General features: G+C 69.3%; 17 protein-coding genes and 1 tRNA gene. 9 read left to right on the top strand and 9 right to left on the bottom strand.

Annotated elements, in window-relative coordinates; translation table 11 throughout:
- Positions 1–5: 5 nt before the first annotated feature.
- The 3 genes from pgsA to OXQ95_RS05340 are packed head-to-tail and all read left to right on the top strand — an operon-like array spanning position 6 to position 1,257.
- Positions 6–557 (top strand): CDP-diacylglycerol--glycerol-3-phosphate 3-phosphatidyltransferase, encoded by a 552-nt coding sequence (pgsA, locus tag OXQ95_RS05350; protein WP_267380399.1) that lies wholly within the window; start codon positions 6–8, stop codon positions 555–557.
- Between the two features lie 8 nt (positions 558–565).
- Positions 566–817 (top strand): molybdopterin converting factor subunit 1, encoded by a 252-nt coding sequence (moaD, locus tag OXQ95_RS05345; protein WP_267380397.1) that lies wholly within the window; start codon positions 566–568, stop codon positions 815–817.
- A complete protein-coding gene (locus tag OXQ95_RS05340) occupies positions 814–1,257 on the top strand; it encodes a molybdenum cofactor biosynthesis protein MoaE (protein ID WP_242095556.1) in 444 nt (147 codons plus the stop codon). Before moaD ends, OXQ95_RS05340 begins: the two co-directional genes overlap by 4 nt.
- Here OXQ95_RS05340 and OXQ95_RS05335 read toward each other — a convergent pair.
- Positions 1,254–1,856, bottom strand: coding sequence for a fasciclin domain-containing protein (locus OXQ95_RS05335; RefSeq protein WP_267380395.1), 603 nt, complete (start codon positions 1,854–1,856; stop codon positions 1,254–1,256). The two genes, OXQ95_RS05340 and OXQ95_RS05335, sit on opposite strands and share 4 nt — an antisense overlap.
- A 145-nt stretch (positions 1,857–2,001) precedes the next feature.
- On the opposite strand from OXQ95_RS05335, the gene epsC reads away from it, so the two are divergent.
- Together epsC and OXQ95_RS05325 are read left to right on the top strand one after the other, a co-directional pair.
- Positions 2,002–2,679, top strand: coding sequence for a serine O-acetyltransferase EpsC (gene epsC, locus OXQ95_RS05330; RefSeq protein WP_242095558.1), 678 nt, complete (start codon positions 2,002–2,004; stop codon positions 2,677–2,679).
- A complete protein-coding gene (locus OXQ95_RS05325; RefSeq protein WP_242095559.1) occupies positions 2,679–3,017 on the top strand; it encodes a DUF2794 domain-containing protein in 339 nt (112 codons plus the stop codon). The genes epsC and OXQ95_RS05325 overlap by 1 nt, the downstream gene beginning before the upstream one ends.
- Positions 3,018–3,029: 12 nt before the next feature.
- Here the strand turns inward: OXQ95_RS05325 and OXQ95_RS05320 are convergent, their stop codons facing one another.
- The 4 genes from OXQ95_RS05320 to moaA form a co-directional block, all read right to left on the bottom strand.
- A complete protein-coding gene (locus OXQ95_RS05320; protein ID WP_267380393.1) occupies positions 3,030–4,649 on the bottom strand; it encodes a hypothetical protein in 1,620 nt (539 codons plus the stop codon).
- Positions 4,650–4,841: 192 nt separating this feature from the next.
- A tRNA-Asn gene (locus OXQ95_RS05315) sits at positions 4,842–4,916 on the bottom strand.
- A 57-nt stretch (positions 4,917–4,973) separates the two neighbouring features.
- Positions 4,974–5,753: an NAD kinase gene (locus OXQ95_RS05310; RefSeq protein ID WP_242095561.1), complete on the bottom strand. Its 780-nt coding sequence runs from the start codon at positions 5,751–5,753 to the stop codon at positions 4,974–4,976.
- Positions 5,750–6,760 carry a GTP 3',8-cyclase MoaA gene (gene moaA / locus OXQ95_RS05305; RefSeq protein WP_267380390.1) on the bottom strand — a complete coding sequence of 337 codons (1,011 nt, stop codon included), beginning with the start codon at positions 6,758–6,760 and terminating at the stop codon, positions 5,750–5,752. The genes OXQ95_RS05310 and moaA overlap by 4 nt, the downstream gene beginning before the upstream one ends.
- A gap of 107 nt (positions 6,761–6,867) precedes the next feature.
- On the opposite strand from moaA, the gene OXQ95_RS05300 reads away from it, so the two are divergent.
- Entirely contained in the window at positions 6,868–8,463 is a 1,596-nt protein-coding gene (locus OXQ95_RS05300; protein WP_242095563.1) for a GGDEF domain-containing phosphodiesterase, read from the top strand.
- The gene (locus OXQ95_RS05295; protein ID WP_267380387.1) at positions 8,460–8,885 is read left to right on the top strand and encodes an SgcJ/EcaC family oxidoreductase; all 426 of its coding nucleotides are present in this window, start codon (positions 8,460–8,462) and stop codon (positions 8,883–8,885) included. Before OXQ95_RS05300 ends, OXQ95_RS05295 begins: the two co-directional genes overlap by 4 nt.
- 149 nt (positions 8,886–9,034) lie before the next feature.
- Here the strand turns inward: OXQ95_RS05295 and mfd are convergent, their stop codons facing one another.
- Together mfd and OXQ95_RS05285 are read right to left on the bottom strand one after the other, a co-directional pair.
- Positions 9,035–12,502, bottom strand: coding sequence for a transcription-repair coupling factor (gene mfd / locus OXQ95_RS05290; protein WP_267380385.1), 3,468 nt, complete (start codon positions 12,500–12,502; stop codon positions 9,035–9,037).
- 118 nt (positions 12,503–12,620) lie between these two features.
- Positions 12,621–12,887: a succinate dehydrogenase assembly factor 2 gene (locus OXQ95_RS05285; RefSeq protein WP_242095565.1), complete on the bottom strand. Its 267-nt coding sequence runs from the start codon at positions 12,885–12,887 to the stop codon at positions 12,621–12,623.
- A 72-nt stretch (positions 12,888–12,959) separates the two neighbouring features.
- Between OXQ95_RS05285 and recG the strand changes: the two genes are divergently transcribed.
- The gene (gene recG, locus OXQ95_RS05280; RefSeq protein WP_267380382.1) at positions 12,960–15,032 is read left to right on the top strand and encodes an ATP-dependent DNA helicase RecG; all 2,073 of its coding nucleotides are present in this window, start codon (positions 12,960–12,962) and stop codon (positions 15,030–15,032) included.
- Positions 15,033–15,095: 63 nt separating this feature from the next.
- Positions 15,096–15,881 (top strand): hypothetical protein, encoded by a 786-nt coding sequence (locus tag OXQ95_RS05275; protein WP_267380380.1) that lies wholly within the window; start codon positions 15,096–15,098, stop codon positions 15,879–15,881.
- A gap of 60 nt (positions 15,882–15,941) precedes the next feature.
- Here the strand turns inward: OXQ95_RS05275 and mtgA are convergent, their stop codons facing one another.
- A complete protein-coding gene (gene mtgA / locus OXQ95_RS05270) occupies positions 15,942–16,616 on the bottom strand; it encodes a monofunctional biosynthetic peptidoglycan transglycosylase (protein ID WP_242095571.1) in 675 nt (224 codons plus the stop codon).
- Between the two features lie 94 nt (positions 16,617–16,710).
- The gene (locus OXQ95_RS05265) at positions 16,711–17,949 is read right to left on the bottom strand and encodes an NAD(P)/FAD-dependent oxidoreductase (RefSeq protein ID WP_267380378.1); all 1,239 of its coding nucleotides are present in this window, start codon (positions 17,947–17,949) and stop codon (positions 16,711–16,713) included.
- Between the last annotated feature and the right edge of the window lie 3 nt (positions 17,950–17,952).

Here is a 17,952-nt window from a genome sequence, read left to right as displayed (position 1 = left end):
GGGGAATGCTTTCGCTTCCCAACGTGTTGACGCTTTCGAGGATCGTCGCGCTGCCGCTGCTGGTAGCCCTGCTGTGGTGGCCGGCATGGGCGGCGGGCTACGGCGTCGCGTTCCTCCTCTACTGCGCGATGGGGATCACCGACTATTTCGACGGCTATCTGGCGCGCGCGCAGGGCGCGGTGTCGCGGCTGGGCGTCTTTCTCGATCCGATCGCGGACAAGATCATGGTGGCGGCGGTCATCCTGATGCTGGTCGCCACGCGGCAGATCGCGGGCATCCATGTGATCGCCGGGCTGGTCATCCTGCTGCGCGAGATCGCGGTATCGGGTCTGCGCGAGTTCCTGGCGCAGGTGCAGGTGTCGGTGCCGGTGTCGCGGCTGGCCAAATGGAAGACGACGCTGCAGCTCGTGGCGCTGGGCGCGCTGATTCTCGGCGGCGCCGCGCCGCTGGAGACGTGGATCGCCGATGTCGGGCTGGCGGCCTTGTGGGGTGCGGCGGTGCTGACGCTGGTGACGGGCTGGGACTATCTGCGCGTCGGCCTGCGGCACATGGACTGAGCGCGCCCATGCAGATGCTGTATTTCGCCTGGGTGCGCGAACGCGTCGGTACGGGCGCCGAGACCGTCGCGCCGCCGCCCGGCATCGCCACGCTCGCCGATCTGATCGACTGGCTCGCCACGCGCAGCGAGGGCCATGCCGCGGCCTTCGCCGATCGCGGGCGGCTGCGCGCGGCGATCGACCAGGAGTTCGTCGGGCTCGACACGCCGCTGGGGGACGCGCGCGAGGTGGCGATCTTTCCGCCGGTGACGGGCGGATGATCCGCATCCACGTGTCGCCCGCGGCGATCGACCTGGCCGCGGAGATGGCGGCGACGCAGGCGCCGGGCTGTGGCGCGGTCGCCACCTTCGCGGGCCATGTGCGCGCCGACGACGGCGTCTCGGTGCTGGAGCTCGAACATTATCCCGGCGCGACCGAGGCAGCGCTGGCGCGCGTGGCCGAGGGAGCGGTGGCGCGCTGGGCGCTGGGCGCGGCGACGATCGTCCACCGCGTCGGGCCGATGCATCCGGGCGACGCGATCGTGTTCGTGGCGGCGGCGGCGGCGCACCGGTCGGCGGCGCTCGAGGCTTGCGCCTATCTGATCGACCGGCTGAAGACCGATGCGCCGTTCTGGAAGCGCGAGACCCGGCCGGCGGGTGCCGGCTGGGTCGAGGCGCGCGCCGCGGACGATGCCGCCGCGGCGCGCTGGGACGGGCCCTAGTTGACGGTCGGCAGCACGACGCCGTTGACGACGTGCACCACGCCGTTGGCCTGTTTCACGTCGGCGGTTTCGACATAGCTCTTGTTGCCGTGCACGTCGGTCAGCGTGACGATGTTGTTGACCAGCGTCACCGTGAGCGGCTCGCCCTCGACGGTGGTCAGCTTGGCAGTGCCGCCGCCCGCGGTCACCATCTGCTTCAACTGCGCCGACGTGATGGTGCCGGGCACGACGTGATAGGTCAAGACCTTGACCAGGGTCGGCTTGTTCTCGGGCTTCAGCAGATTGTCGACGGTTCCGGGCGCGAGATGGCCGAACGCGTCGTTGGTGGGCGCGAAGACCGTGAAGGGGCCGGGGCCCGACAGCGTCGGCACCAGCCCCGCGGCCTTCACCGCGGCGACGAGCGTGGTCAGGTTGGGCGCGGCGGATGCATTCTGCACCACCGTCTGCGTCGGCAGCATCGCCGCACCGCCGACGGTGGGATTGGCGGCGGTCGTTCCCGCGGCGGCGGGGGCCGCCTGCATGGGCGCGGGCGCGGTGGGGGTGGCCGCCTGGCCGGTGGCAAGCGCGGCCGCGAGCGCGATAAGGGATAGTTCGGTCATGGACACTCTCCGGTTGTTCCGGCGAAGATACGACCGGAGCGGGCCATGGGTTCCGAAATCCCGCCCCGGCAATCCTGTACCGAACGGTCTGGAAATTGCCGGCGGGCGTGCCTAGATGGCGGATGACCGTGAAGGGGACACGCGCATGTTCGGCCGATTGACCGCCTATCTCGACTCGATTCGCGCGCGTGATCCCGCCCCGCATTCGCGCGCGGAGATCCTCACCTATCCCGGCGTCTGGGCGCTCGGCTGGCACCGCATCGCGCACCGCCTGTATCGCCGCCGCCTGTTCTTTCTCGCACGGCTGGTCAACCACTGGTCGCGGATGACGACCGCGATCGACATCCATCCGGGCGCGACGATCGGCCGCCGTTTCTTCATCGATCACGGCTTCGTGGTGATCGGGGAGACCGCGCATATCGGCGACGACGTGACGATCTACCAATGCGTGACGTTGGGCGGCACCAGCCCCGACAATGGCGTGGCGGGCAAGCGCCACCCGACGCTGAGCGACGGCGCGATCATCGGATCGGGCGCGCAGGTGCTGGGGCCGATCACCATCGGCCCGCGCGCGCGCGTGGGCGCCAATGCCGTGGTCACGCGCGACGTGCCGGCCGGCACCACGGTGGTGGGCATCCCGGCGCGCGCGACCACCATCGAAGGCGGTGCGGCGCCCGCCCCCCGCTTCATGCCCTATGGCACGCCGTGCAGCGAGAGCTTCGATCCCGCCACGCAGCGAGTCGAACTGCTCCGCTGCGAGCTGGAAACCATGCGCAAGCGGCTCGACGCGCTGCTCGCCGAGGATGTCCGCGACCGCGCCTGATGGGGATCGTCACGCCATTCCCCAACGTTCGCCCCACGCAGGTGGGGTTCGAGCGGCTGGAGCTCATGCGCATCCTCGATCTCTATGGCCGAATGGTCGCGGCAGGCCATTGGCGCGACTATGCGATGGATCTCGGCCGCGACGCCGCAGTGTTCGCCGCGTTCCGCCGTACCGCCGAGCGCCCTGAATTCCGGATCGAGAAGCGCCCGGCGCTGCGCGCGCGTCAGGGCCAATGGGCGCTCATCAGCGAACAGGGCGTGGTGCTGAAGCGCGGCCACGAACTCGGGCCCGTCCTGGCGCCGATCGAGCGGCGGCTGATGAAGGTGGTGAGCGACTGAGGGGCTGGCGCCTCAGTTGAAGCGATGTTCGATCAGATACGTCCAGGTGGCGTTGTCATAAGGGATAGGCGCGTACATCGTGTCGTACCGACCCTCCCAGGGCGGCGCGTCGGCATAATGGAGGAACGGCCGCTGCGCCGGGCCGGGCATGGCGTAGTGGGGCCAGGTGGCCGGCTGGCACAGCGCCGTGCCCAACTGAACCCGCACGATGTCGATCACGCGCACCAGCGCGCCGCTGTCCAGGTCCTCGAGATCGTCGATATAGTCGGGCCGCGCCTGCTCCATCAGATCGTTCCAGCCATCGCCGCGGATGAAGGTGAGATGCGCGGCGAAGACGGTCGACCAGATGTCGACCGCGGGGTTGGCCAGCACCAGACCGATGCGCTGGGCGACATCATGCCCGAGATGTTCGGAGTGGATGACGTCGAACAGCGCACCCTTGAACCACAATCCGGTCAGGTCCTTCATCGCGCTGTGATATTCCAGCCAGGGCCGGTCGATGTCGCCGAGATTGAGCCTCATTTCGGCGAGCTGATCGGCGTTCTCCGGGTTCATCGCCACGGTGGAGTTCTCGAACCAAGCGTAAAGCTGGATCTTGAGCTGGCCGGGTTCGCTCAAGGCCCCGAGCGCACCCGTCAGCATCTTGGCGGTCATCACGTATACCATGGCCAGCTTGGTCAGATCGTCCACCGACCAGGTGGCGAGGTTCGCGTCCGTCCAGACGGTGCCACCCAGATGCGGCCAGATGGCGCGGGCATAGCCGTCGAACACATCCCAGATCACCGATCGCCAGAACCAGGTCTCGATATTCTTGCGAAGCTGCGTGTCGGTCAGATCGGGCGGGAAGGGGTGGCCTTGGGTCAGGCACGCCTGGATCCCCGCCATCCGGTCGATCGATCGCCGGTATTTTTGATGACAATAGAGGAAATAGCCCGGCAGCGTCATCGGCATGTTCAACTGCGACGAATAGCCGGTGCGCCAGTCCTTCTCGCTGCGCGACAGGACGATCCGCTGGACGTAATCGTCCCAGCTATCGCGGTTGGTATAATGCCGCATCCGCGCCGCGGCGATGTTGATGCCGTCGTCGATATTCTCCTGGTTGAGCTGACCGCCCACCGTCAGCCACGGCGTGATGGTGGCGGCAAAAGCCGGCATTCCGGGGATCGCGAGCGACGTGCGGCAGAGATCGGCAAGCCGCGGCGGCACCTCCGCGAGCCACTGGCTGAGCAGGACGGCGTAGATCGCGCCGAACTGCGCATCCTGCGGCGGCGGATTGGGCACGACCGACTGAGTCATGATCGCGACGCAATTTTCGCGAAAGCGGTGCGCATCGGCGACGTGCGCGAAGAACAGCGGCGGGGTCACGAGCTCCAAAACGCCGCCCGAATCCGATTCCAGCTTCCAGCCCGTCAGTTGCAGCCTCTCGCGATCGGTCATGACGGGAAGCGCGAAATCGATGTGGAGCACCTCGACATGCGTGAAGGTGAACACCGAACTGTCATGCGAGCAGAATTCGAGTTCCAGCCCATAGCTGTTGTTGGCCAGCGATTCGCCGCCCTGTTCGATCACGATCCGGCGACCGCCATCGAACGCGTAGGTGGTGGTGTTCGGCTGGCCTTGCAGGATGTACACGCAGCGTTCCTTGCCGTTCGGCCGTCACGCACGGGGTGTGCGCGGCCATGAGCGTTGCGCGCAGGATAGCGTAGGAGGGGCCGGGCAGAAGGACGGATCCGTCCCTTATGGATGCATCCCGGGGCCACGCGCCGGAACGTCCCGAAGACGGGACCAAGAGACCCGCAGGCCCGGTCTAGCGTGGACGGGGGGTGGCTCCCTGAGTTGGATTCGAACCAACGACCAAGTGATTAACAGTCACCTACTCTACCGCTGAGCTATCAGGGAATGACGCCGTGCCGCGTCCTATACCGTCCGAAAATCAGGATGCAAGCGGCGATGCGTTCAAGCGATGAACTGCTCCATCGTGATGCGGTCGTCCAGCGCGTGTTCGGGATCGAACAGCAGGGTGAGTTCGCGCGCGCGGTCCATCGCCACGTCCACCCGCGCCACGTCGCGGATCTCGCGCTGGTCGGCGACGGCGGAGACGGGGCGCTTGCCCGGATCGAGCACGCGGATCGCGATCCGCGCCTTGTCGGGCAGGATCGCACCACGCCAGCGCCGGGGGCGGAACGCGCTGATCGGCGTCAGCGCGATCAGCGCCGATCCAAGCGGCAGGATCGGGCCGTGCGCGGACAGGTTGTAGGCGGTGGAGCCCGCCGGCGTCGCCGCCAGCAGCCCGTCGCACGCGAGTTCGGGCAGCACGACACGGTCGTTCACCGTCACTTCGAGCTTCGCCGTCTGCCGCGTCTCGCGCAGGAGCGACACCTCGTTGATCGCGGGCAGCGTGTGGACGCGGCCGTCGATCCCGACCGCCGTCATCGTCAGCGGCGTCACCCGGAACGCCTTGGCATTTTCGAGACGCGCCTCCAGATCGGCGGCGCGCCATTCGTTCATCATGAAGCCGACCGTGCCGAGGTTCATGCCGAACACAGGAACGCCCGGCGCGCGCCGTTCGAGCATGGTGTGGAGCGTCTGGAGCATGAAGCCGTCGCCGCCGAGCGCGATGACGACGTCCGCCTCATCGACGGACACCCAGTCGAACATGTCCGCCAGCGCCGCCGCCGCCGCCCGCGCGGGCGGGGTGGGCGATGCGACGAGCGCACGGCGCGGAAATCGGGTCATCCCCCGGTGACGCTCATGTGCCGCGCCACCGCAGGCGCGCCGCCCGCCTCGATGCGGAAATCATGCGCGAGTGGCTTGATGCCGAGCCCATGGTCGATCGCCGCGTCCAGCGCCGCCAGACCGCCCGTGCGGAGTGCCGCCTTCAGATCGACCTGATCGTCATGGCCGAGGCACATGTACAGCGTGCCCTCGGTCGTCAGCCGCACGCGGTTGCAGCCGTCGCAGAAGTTGGCTGTCAGTGGCGAGATCAGCCCCAGCCGGGTATCGGTGCCCGACACCCGCCAGTAACGCGCCGGGCCGCCGCTGCGATGCGTGTCGCGCACCAGCGGAAAACGCGTCGACAAATCCTCGAACACGCGCGTCAGCGGCACGAAGCGGTCGATCCGGGCCTCGTCGATCGCACCGAGCGGCATCGTCTCGATCAGCGACAGGTCGAGCCCCTCGTCGCAGGCCCAGGCCAGCATCGGCGCGATCTCGTCCTCGTTCAGCCCGCCCAGCGCGACCATGTTGATCTTGACGCGCAGCCCCGCGTCCTGCGCCGCGCGGATGCCGCGCAGCACCACGTCCACGTCGCCATGCCGGGTGATGAAGCGAAACCGCTCCGGATCGCGGCTGTCGAGGCTCACGTTGATCCGCTTCATGCCTGCCGCCGCCAGCGTTTCGGCGTGCGCCGCCAGGCGCGTGCCGTTCGTGGTCATGGTCAGCTCGTCGAGGCCCGTCCCGACATGGCGGCCGAGCCGGGTGACGAGTTCGCCCACGTCACGGCGCACCAGCGGCTCGCCGCCCGAAAGGCGGATCTTGGTGACGCCGCGCGCGATGAAGCGTTCGGCGATCACCGCGATCTCTTCGAGCGCCAGCAGGGCCGAGCGCGGCAGGAACGTCATCTCCTCGGCCATGCAATATCTGCAGCGCAGATCACACCGGTCGGTCACGGAGATGCGGAGATAGCTGATCGCGCGGCCATGCGCATCGACCAGCCGATCGGTCGGGAGGGAAGCGCAGGTCATCGCATAGTCAGCTAGGGTGCGCGGGCGGGCAGGACAAGCGCCCGCTGCATAGTTCACGCCATGTTTCGCGGATTGGCGATACGGGCGCGCCGCGTTAGGGAGAGGTGATGGGGGCCCCAGTTGATTTGTCGGTGACGGTGTTCGCGCTACCGCAGGCCGAGCCGCTCGCGACGCTCGCCGCGGCCAAGGGCTGGCAGGTGCTCGCCGATCCCGGTGGCGCCGGGGTGATGGCGCGTTTTGCCGCCAGCGGCGCGCGGATCGCGCTCGTCGGTGCGGGCGACGTCGCCGCGCTGGCGCAGGCCGCCAAGTCGCGCGGCGCGGCGCTGCTGGCGGTGGCGGGCGAGGCGGACCGGCTCGATCTGCTACATGATGCGGGCGCCACGCATATCGTCCGGCGCGATGCGGATGCGGACGCGCAGCGCCAGGCGCTGCGGTCGGCGATGCGCCACGCGGAACGCACGGTGCGCCAGCAGCCTGACGACCGGCGCGAGGCGGCGCAACGCTGGATCGCGGCGCGGCTGGACGCGGGTGCCGCGGTTGGGGTGGCGATCACGACGCTGTCGCGGATCGATCTGGTGAACGCCGCGCATGGCCGCGCGGTGGGCGATGCGGTGATCGCGGCGGCGGGCGAGCGGATCGCCGAGCTGGCCATGTCGCGCTTCGGTGCGGCGCTCGTGGCGCGATCGGGCCGCACCGCGTTCGTGCTGGCTGCCGATGCCGACCGGATCGCCGGGGCCGCCGATGCGCTGGGCGAGGCGCTGGGCCGGCCGTTCGTCGTGGACGGCACCCCCATCGCGCTCGGCTGCCGCCTCGGCGTGGCCATCTCCGAAGCGGGCGACGATGCCGCCGCCTTGCTTCGCCGGGCGAACAGCGCGGTGGTGCAGGGCCGCCGCGTGGATGGCGCGGTGGTGCACCATGCCGAGCCGGAGGGCCCCGCCTCGATCGATTCGCTCGCGATCGACCTTCACCATGCGATCGAACGCGACGAGATCGCGATCCTCTACCAGCCGCAGGTCGAGATCGCGAACGGGCGGATCGCGGGCGTCGAGGCGCTGGCGCGGTGGGATCATCCGCGCCACGGCAGCCTAGGCGCGGAGGCGCTCTTCGCCGCGGCCGAGCGCGCCGATCTGGGCATCGCCATCTCCGACCATATCCAGCGCCTCGTCCTCGCCGAGGCTGCGGGCTGGCCGCGCGCGCTGCACGGGCTGCGGGTGTCGCTCAACCTCACCGCGGCCGACGTCGCCCGGCCCGATTTCGCGCGCGGCTTTCTGGCGCTGGTCGATGCGAGCGGCTTCCCGCGCGGGCGCCTCACGATCGAGATCACCGAATCGGGCATGATCCAGGATCTGGAGGCGGTGGCCACGCTGCTCGCCCATCTGCGCGGCGCCGGGTGCCGGGTGGCGATCGACGATTTCGGGACGGGCTATTCGAGCCTCGCCTATCTGAAGGCGCTGCCGCTCGACTATCTCAAGATCGACAAGGCGATGACGCGCGACATCGGCGGATCGACGCGCGACCGGGTGATCGTGCGCGGCGTGATCGCGATGGCGCGCTCGCTCGGCTTCGCGGTGATCGCCGAGGGCGTGGAGACCGAACGCCAGCGCGCCTTGCTGGCGGCCGAGGGCTGCGACTTCTACCAGGGATTCCTACGCGCCGAGCCGCTGGACGTGGCGGCGCTGACCGCGCTGATGGAGGGTTCATGATACGCTGGGCGATGCTCGCACCCGTAGCGCTCACGATCGCGGCGGCGCCCGCGGCGACGCCGCAGCAGCGGATCGAGGCGGCGATGGCCGACAGCGCGGCCGGGTGGAACGGGGGCGACCTGGCGCGCTTCGTGGCGATCTATGCGGCGGATGCGGTGTTCGTCACGCCCGACGGGCTGGTGCGCGGACGCGACGCGATCGCCGCGCATTACGCGCCGAGCTTCGCCGGCGGGGGCAACCGCCGGGGTACGCTCGACTTCCAGTTCCTCGCGCTGCGCGAACTCGATCCCGCGCATGCGCTGCTGTTCGCGCGCTGGCGGTTGACGCCGGGCGGCCTCGCCAAGGGCGAGACGGGCGTGACGACCTTGGTGTTCCGCCGCGAGGCCGATGGCTGGAAGATCATCGCCGATCACAGCAGCTAGACCGGCAGGACTCCAGGCCGGTCCAGCACTCTGATCCGATCGTGCTGAGCCTGTCGAAGCACGCTTTCCACCGGCGAGCGTTTCGATGCGGCACAGGCGCTTCGACAGGCTCAGGGGGAACGGAGAAGGGAACTCTCAGGCTCCGCCCGTCACCCTGCGGCTTTGGCCAGCCCCTTCGCCAGTTGTAGCGCGCCGTGCAGCCGCGCCTTGGGATCGCCCCAGGCGCGCGCCACCACCAATTTGCTGTCGGGCCTGAGCTTGGCCACGCCGTTCAGCCGGTCGACATAGGCGAGCAGCCCCGCGACATTGGGCGGCGTGTCGTTGTGGAACGACACCAGCGCACCGCGCGGCCCCACGTCGATCTTCGACACGCATGCCTTTTTGGCGTGCAGCTTGATGTCGATGATCCGGATCAGATTCTCGGTCGGATCGGGCAGCGGGCCGAAGCGGTCGATCAGCTCGGCGGCGAACGCCTCCACCTCCTGCGTCGCGTCCAGCTCGTTCAGGCGGCGATAGAGGCCCATGCGAAGATCGAGATCGGGGACGTAATCCTCCGGGATCAGGATCGGCGCGTCGACGGTGATCTGCGGCGAGAAATCGCGCGGGCGGATCGCCATGCCTCCGGCCTTGGCATCCATGATCGCCTCCTCCAGCATCGCCTGGTAGAGTTCGTAGCCGACCTCCTTGATATGCCCCGACTGTTCGTCGCCGAGCAGATTGCCCGCGCCGCGGATATCGAGATCGTGGCTGGCGAGCTGGAAGCCGGCGCCGAGCGAATCGAGATCGGACAGCACCTTCAGCCGCTTCTCCGCCGCCTCGGTCATCTGCCGTTCGGGCGGTGTCACCATATAGGCATAGGCGCGCGTCTTGGAGCGCCCGACGCGGCCGCGAAGCTGGTAGAGCTGAGCCAGGCCGAAGCGGTCGGCACGGTTCACGATCATCGTGTTGGCGGACGGGATGTCGAGCCCGCTTTCGATGATCGTGGTCGAGACGAGCACCTCGAAACGCTTCTCGTAGAAGGCGCTCATCCGCTCCTCCACCTCGGTCGGTGCCATCTGGCCGTGCGCGATCACGTAACGGATCTCGGGCACGTTCTCGCGCAGGAACTCCTCGATATCGGGCAGGTCGGCGATGCGCGGCGTGACGATGAAGCTCTGCCCGCCGCGATAATGTTCGCGCAGCAGCGCCTCGCGCAGCACCACCGGATCCCAGGGCATCACATAGGTGCGCACCGCGAGCCGATCGACCGGCGGCGTCTGGATCACCGACAATTCGCGGATGCCGCTCATCGCCATCTGCAGCGTGCGCGGGATCGGCGTCGCGGTCAGCGTCAGCATGTGGACGTCGGCGCGCAGCGCCTTCAGCCGCTCCTTGTGGGTTACGCCGAAACGCTGTTCCTCGTCCACCACCACGAGGCCCAGCCGCTTGAAGTCGATCCCCTTGGCCAGCAGCGCGTGCGTGCCGATCACCACGTCGATCGTGCCGGCCGCCAGCCCCTCCTTCGTGGCCTTGGCCTCGCTGGCGGTGACGAGCCGCGAGAGCCGGCCCATCTGCATCGGGAAGCCTTCGAAGCGGCTCACGAAATTGTTGTAATGCTGGCGCGCGAGCAGGGTCGTCGGGCAGACGATCGCGACCTGCTTGCCCGCCATCGCCGCGACGAAGGCGGCGCGCAGCGCGACCTCGGTCTTGCCGAAGCCGACGTCGCCGACGACCAGCCGGTCCATCGGCTTGCCCGCGCCCAGATCGCCGATCACGTCGCCGATCGCGCGATCCTGATCGTCGGTTTCCTCATAGGGGAAGCGGTCGACGAAGCTGGGATAGCCCGCCGAATCGGGTTCGAGCACGTCGCCGGCATGAAGCGCGCGTTCGGCGGCGGTCGCGATCAGGTCGCCCGCGATCTCGCGGATGCGCTCCTTCATCTTCGACTTGCGGCGCTGCCACGCCTCGCCACCGAGCCGGTCGAGGCTCGCGCCCTCCTCGCCCGAGCCGTAGCGCGAGAGGATGTCGATATTCTCGACCGGCACGTAGAGCTTGTCGCCGCCGGCATAGCTGAGCGCCACACAGTCGTGGGGACTCTTGCCGACGGGGATCGAGGTCAGCCCCTCGTATCGCCCGATGCCGTGATCGGCATGGACGACGAGGTCGCCGGGCGAGAGCGTCGCCAGCTCGGCGAGAAAGGCGTCGGCGGATTTCTTGCGCTTGGTGCGGCGAATCAGCCGGTCGCCCAGCATGTCCTGCTCGGTCAGCACCGCGAGCCCCGGCGCGGCATAGCCGTGATCGAGCGGCAACACGACGAGCGCGACGCCGGCGCTCTTCGCGGTGTCGGCGATCGCCAGCGCCGCCTGCCAGGTGTCGGCCGCCTTCGCGCCGGTGAGGCCGTGATCCTTCAGCAGCCCGCCCAGCCGTTCGCGCGCACCCGCCGAATAGCTGGCCAGCACCGGCCGCTTGCCGGCCTTGCGCAGCGCGGCGAGGTGATCGACCACCGCCTCGTAGATGTTGGTGCCGCTTGCGCGCTCGGGCGCGAAGTCGCGGGGGCCATCGACGTCGAACTCGACCACGGTGGGCGACGGCGGTTCGTGGAACGGCGTCGTCAGATGCGCGGTCGTGGCGGTGAGCGCCGCGCTCCACTCGGCGGCGTCGAGATAGAGCGACCGGGCGGGCAGTGGGCGGTAGCTGCCGGGCTGCGCGGCCTCGGCGCGCTGGCGGTTCTCGAAATAATCGGCAATGGCATCGAGCCGGCTTTCCGCCGCCGCGGTCACGCCGCCGTCGCGCACCACTACCGCGCCGTCGCCCAGATGGTCGAACAGCGTGGCGAGCTTGTCCTCGAACAGCGGCAGCCAATGTTCCATGCCCGCCTGGCGCCGGCCCTCGGACACCGCCTGGTAGAGCGGATCGCCGGTGGCGGTGGCGCCGAATTTCTCGCGGTAGCGGCTGCGGAACCGCTTGATGCTGTCCTCGTCCAGCAGCGCCTCGGATGCGGGGAGCAGGGTGAAGCCCTCCACCCGCGCGACCGTGCGCTGGTCGCCCGAATCGAAGCTGCGCACGCTCTCGATCTCGTCGCCGAAGAAATCGAGGCGCAGCGCGAGCTCCTCGCCGCTGGGAAACAGGTCGACGATGCCGCCGCGCACCGCATATTCGCCCTGATCGTGGACGGTGTCGGTGCGCACATAGCCGTTCGCCTGGAGCAGCCCCGCCAGCTTGTCGCGGCCGATCCGTTCGCCGGGGGCGAGGCGCGCGACGAGCTGGCGGATGCGGAACGGCGTCAGCACGCGCTGAGTCGCGGCGTTGGCGGTGGTCAGCACCAGTTGCGGGCCCTTGGGGTTCGCCTGCAGCCGGTGGAGCGCGGCGATCCGCTCCGCCATCACGCGCAGCGTCGGCGAGGCGCGGTCATAGGGAAGGCAATCCCAAGCCGGGAAGGTGACGACCTCCAGATCGGGCGCGAAGAAGGGCGCGGTGGAGGCGATCGCGCGCATCGCCGCATCGTCGGGGGCGACGAACACCGCCCGGGTCCGCGCCGCGCGCGCCAGATCCGCCAGCAGCGACGGCTGGAACCCGGTGGGGACGCCCGCCAGCGTCAGTGGCGTGGTGGCGGAGAGGATCGTCTTTAGGTCGGGCATCGTGGTCAATCTCGTTCCCCGGCGAAGGCCGGGGCTTAAGGGGGGACAGGCGGAGGTAACGGGACGTTGTGATCCGTCACGATCGAACCCCGACTGGACGCCGATCTTCGGGGGCCGGCTATTCCGCCACGGTCACGTAATCGATCGACCGCATCGCGTGCATCATCGCGCCGTCCCACTGCGGCGGGCAAGGGATCGATCCGATCGCCCAGCCCATGATGTCGACATCCTGTTCCTCGATCAGCGCCTCGAACCAGTCGAGTTCCGCCGCGCTCCAGCCGGCGTGGTGCGCGTCGAAAAAGCCGCCGATCATCATGTCGGCTTCGCGCGTGCCGCGGTGCCAGCTTCGGAAGCGCAGGCGTTTCAGGCGGATGTCGTGATTCATATGCGCTCCAACGCCGACAGGCCGGCAGCCGCTGGCGGCGGCGGTCGGCTCGGCTATAGACATCAGATAGTCATGCGCCCCGAAATCCTCAATCCGCTGTTCGCCGAAGTCACCGCGCTGAAGGGCGTTGGCACCGGCCTCGCCAAGCCGCTCGACCGGCTGAAGATCGCCCGCGTCGTCGACATGGCGTTCCACCTGCCGAGCGGCCATGTCGACCGCGTGCCGCGCGACGAGCTGATGACGTCCGATGCCGGCCGCACGATCGCGATCACGCTGACGCCGCGCGACTATCGCAGCAGCGCCGGCCGTGGCCCCACCCGCGTGCAGGCGGCGGATGCGCACGGCAACATCGTCAGCCTCGTCTATTTCGGCGGCAATGCGGGCTGGGCGAAAAAGCTGCTGCCGATCGGCGAGCCGCGGCGCGTGTCGGGCCGGCTCGATCTCTATGGCCAGGAGCTGCAGATCGTCCATCCCGAGGTGGCCGAACCCGGCACCGAGGGCGAGCCGTTCCGCGAGCGCGAGGCGATCTACCCCCTGTCCGAAGGGCTCACCTCGCGCCGCCTTGCCGCGCTGGCCGCACAGGCGATCGGGCGGGCTCCCCATTTGCCCGAGTGGATCGAGCCGGGGCTGAAGGCGGCGCGCGGCTGGCCCGGCTGGCACGAGGCGCTGGTGCGGATCCATGCCGATCCGGCCGATGCCAAGGCGCGCGAACGGCTCGCCTATGACGAAGTGTTCGCCAACCAGCTGGCGATGACGATCGTCCGCGCCGATACGCGGAAGCGGAAAGGGCGGGCGCTGGTCGGCGACGGACGGCTGCGCGATCGACTCGAACTGCCCTACGCGCCCACCGGCGCGCAATCGCGGACGATGCGCGAGATCGAGGGCGATCTGGCGCAGGCGGCGCCGATGCTGCGGCTGCTCCAGGGCGATGTCGGCTCGGGCAAGACGCTGGTCGCCGCGATGGCGCTGCTGGTGGCGGTCGAGGCCGGCGCGCAAGGCGCAATGCTGGCACCGACCGAGATCCTGGCGCGCCAACATTACGAGACGCTGCGCACGCTGCTCGCCGGGTTGCCGCTGAACGTCGCGGTGCTGACCGGCCGCGACAAGGGCCGCGCACGCGAGGCGACGCTGATGGGGCTGGCGAGCGGCGAGATCGATATCCTGATCGGCACGCACGCGATCTTCCAGGAGGCGGTCGGCTACAAGGATCTGGGGCTGGTGGTGGTGGACGAGCAGCACCGGTTCGGCGTGGCGCAGCGGATGACGCTCCAGGCCAAGGGCAAGGCGCCGCCGCACCTGCTCGCGATGACCGCGACGCCGATCCCGCGCACGCTGACGCTTGCGCAATATGGCGAGATGGACGTCAGCCGGCTCGACGAGATGCCGCCGGGCCGCCAGCCGATCGAGACGCGCGTGATCTCGGAGGATCGGCTGGACGACGTGGCGAACGCGCTCGGCCGGCATCTGTCGGAGGGCGGCCAGGCCTATTGGGTGTGCCCGCTGGTGGAGGAAAGCGAAAAGAGCGATCTGGCCGCCGCCGAGATGCGCGCAGAGGCGCTGCGCGCGCGGTTCGATGGCGATGGGCAGGGCCGGGTGGGCCTAGTGCACGGCCGCATGAAGCCCGCCGAGAAGGATGCGGTGATGGCGGAATTTTCCGCCGGGCGGCTGGGCGTGCTGGTCGCCACGACGGTGATCGAGGTGGGCGTGGACGTGCCCAACGCGACGCTGATCGTGATCGAGCATGCCGATCGCTTCGGGCTGGCGCAGCTCCATCAGTTGCGCGGCCGGGTCGGGCGGGGCGGGGGGCGTTCGACGTGCCTGCTGGTGCGCGGCACCGCGCTCAGCGAAACCTCGCGTGCGCGCCTCGCGCTGATGCGCGAGACCAATGACGGCTTCCGCATCGCCGAGGAGGATCTGCGGCTGCGCGGCGCGGGCGAGATGCTGGGTACGCGCCAATCGGGCGACATGGCCTTCCGCCTCGCGACGCCGGAGATGATGGCGGACCTGCTGCAATGCGCGCACGACGACGCGCGGCTGCTGGTGGACCGCGACGGCGGACTGCAAGGCCCGCGCGGGCAGGCGGCACGGACGCTGCTGTATCTCTTCGAGCGCGATGCGGGGGTGGCGTTGTTGCGATCGGGGTGAGGGGACGAGGGGCAGCAAACGCCCAATAGCGGACAATAGCGGAGAGTGGCATAAGCTGCCCCGATGGCGAAGAACTGGTCCAAGCATCTCATCAGCGCCGTGGGCCCATTCGTGGCACTCGCGGCTGTCAGTTGCGCGGCAGCGGAGGTACCGGAGGTGTATCATGGCCGCGCCGGCAGTATCGTGCTGGCGGTGCCGAGTCGCATCGCGTCGTCGGTCCTGTACGACGACGAGAGCGACTGGACCCCGCCGGACACGCCCAAGGCGGCGCGAACCGATCGTGACCCCATCCGGGTGATCGAGTTCTTCGTCGATCTCGATCACCCAGATCGCATCATCACCGAGGAGGCAGCCCGCGACCGGCGGCTCCAGAGCAGCGGCGCGCTGCACCTGCCCGCGGTCGTCGGTCACGTCGTCGGCGTCACCGTCGATCTCCCGGCGGAGGGTCAGCCGAGCGCCGCGGCGATCCGCGCGGGGACGAGCCTCGGTCAGCTCTACCCTGCCCCGGCCTTTCAGGCCCTGCAGCCTGCCCCGCCCGAATACGGGCTGGAAACGCGCCGAGCCGACTGGTCAAAGCCGGTTAAGGACCGCGTCCTCCATGGGAACGGCATCTTCGACGTCGATGTCGACTATCTGAGCACGGCGGAGAACACCTACATCACCTGCAACGACGGGCGGCAGGGCGTGGCACCGTTCGCGCCGATGCCGACCTGCCAGTTCATCATTGTCGTACCGCCGTTGCACGGCAGGTTGTCCGGCAGCGTGGACCGCGGCGACATGCCTCGCTGGCGCGACCTGCACGCGGCGGCGCTGCACACGCTTCACTCGTTCGAGGCGCCGGGCCGATAGGAGTTCAGGAGCTGCACGGCCGATGTCCGCTTTCCACCAATCTACGACATCGCCCACCAATCACCGCAGGCACGCATCCAGCCGATCGCCGCGCACCGTCGCCACCCGCCGTGCCAGCGTGTTCCCATGCGAGCGGACAAACCCATGCGGATCGATCGCGGCGCGTTTTTTGGGGAGCGGCAGGACGGCGGCGATGCGGCCGGCTTCCGTCGGCGTCAGGTGGCTCGCGTCATGGCCGAAATAGCGCATCGCGGCGGCGTTCGCGCCATAGGTGCCGATGCCGGTTTCGGCGATGTTGAGGTACACCTCCATGATCCGGGGCTTGCCCCACAATGTTTCGATCAGGACGGTGAAATAGGCTTCCACGGCCTTGCGGGCATAGCCGCCGCCCTGAAACAGAAAGGCGTTCTTCGCGGTTTGCTGGCTGATGGTCGATCCGCCCCGGATCCGTCCGCCTTCGGCATTGCGTGCGGCGGCGCCTGCCAGCGCGTGCCAGTCGAAGCCGTGATGCGTGCAGAAACGCGAATCCTCGCCGGCGATCGCGGCGCGCGCCATGTCCGGATCCATTCGGCGTAGCGGCATCCACGTCTTGGTGACGCCGCGCCCGCCGATCACGTCGCCCAGCATCGTGAAGGTGAAGGGCGGCGGCACGAAGCGATAGAGGCCGACCCATGCGACCGTGACGATCACGAAGACGAGCAGCGCCTTGAGGAGGATGCGGAGGACGTGGATCATCGCGCGATGATAGAGCAGGTGGGGTGCGGCGGGGAAGCGGTCGGCGCGATCTTTGCTTTCCCCGTTCCCCGGCCATCGCCGGGAACGGGAGGGGTCAGGGGCGCGCTCGCGCCAGCACCGCATGGGCCGCTGCCCGGCCCGTCTCGTACGCACCATGCGCGGTGGAGAAATCGCTCGGGTGGCAGGCCTCCCCGGCGAAGAACAGGCGGTCGTCCACCGGCGCCGCGAGCACCGCGCGCTGGCCGGCTTGCCCGATCCGCGCGTGCGAATAGCTGCCATGGATATGGGGCTCGTCGCGCCAGCGCGTTGCGGCCAGGGGCGTCAGCCGCGCCCGCCAGTCGTTGCCGAGCAGCGCCACCAGTTCGTCCACCGCGAAGGCGCAGGCGGCGCGTTCGTCCTCCAGCGCCTTCGCGCAATCGCCGCCGAAAAAGCTCTCGATCACCGGCCAGCCGAAGGGCGATAGGCGGTGACTCGCGGTGCAACGCGCGAAGGGATCGCCGATCAGATGCGCGTTCGCCGGCCATTCGGGCCGATCGACGTGGAGGAACACCTTGTCCGCCAGGCCCAGCGGCAGCGCGGCGGCGGCGGCCTGTTTGGCGGACAGCGGCGGATCGAAGGCGATCCGGTCATAGGCGGTGGTCGGCACCGTCAGGATGACCGCATCCGTCTCGATCGTTCCCGTGGGCGTCTCGATCCGCAGCGCCCGACCGCGATGATCGATGCGGGTGACGGGGGTGGCGAGCCGGACGGCGATCCCGGCGGCGTGCGACGCCACCAGCGTGCCGTAACCCTCGCGCACCGCCCAATTGTCGTCGGCCGCGGCGTCCTCATAGGCGGCCCAGTCGTGGAGCGACACGGCGGCCAGCGGTGCGCCATTGGCATAGCCCGAAATCGCGTCGATCATCGGATACCAGCGATCGTCGGGCGCGATGAAGTCTGACAGCGGGCGATCGGGGCCGCCCAGCGCGGCATGCGCGGCTTCGCTCCAGCGGGCATAGGCGACATCGGCGTCGCGCCGGTCCTCGGGTGAAAAGCCGAGATCGCGCCATTGCTCGCGCCAATGGGCGGGCGAACGATCGACGGTGAAGCCCGTGGACTCCGCGATCGTCGTCCACGGGTTACGCCGGGCGGAGTGGAGCCAGCCGCAGCCCCGATCCACGCGCATCGGTCCCGCCGCGCCCGGCGGCGTGGACAGCGCCATGCTGTGCGCGCGTCCGCCGATCCGGTCTTTCGCCTCCACCAGCAGCACGTCGCGCCCGGCATCGCGGAGCGCGCGCGACGCGGCTATTCCCGCCGCGCCGGCGCCGATCACCACGACATCGGCACCGGGCATCGC

It is taken from the genome of Sphingomonas sp. GC_Shp_6 (genome assembly GCF_026540835.1).
Taxonomy (GTDB): domain Bacteria; phylum Pseudomonadota; class Alphaproteobacteria; order Sphingomonadales; family Sphingomonadaceae; genus Sphingomonas.
Note: the sequence above shows the minus strand (reverse complement) of the source record. Positions and strands in the feature narration are given on the sequence as shown.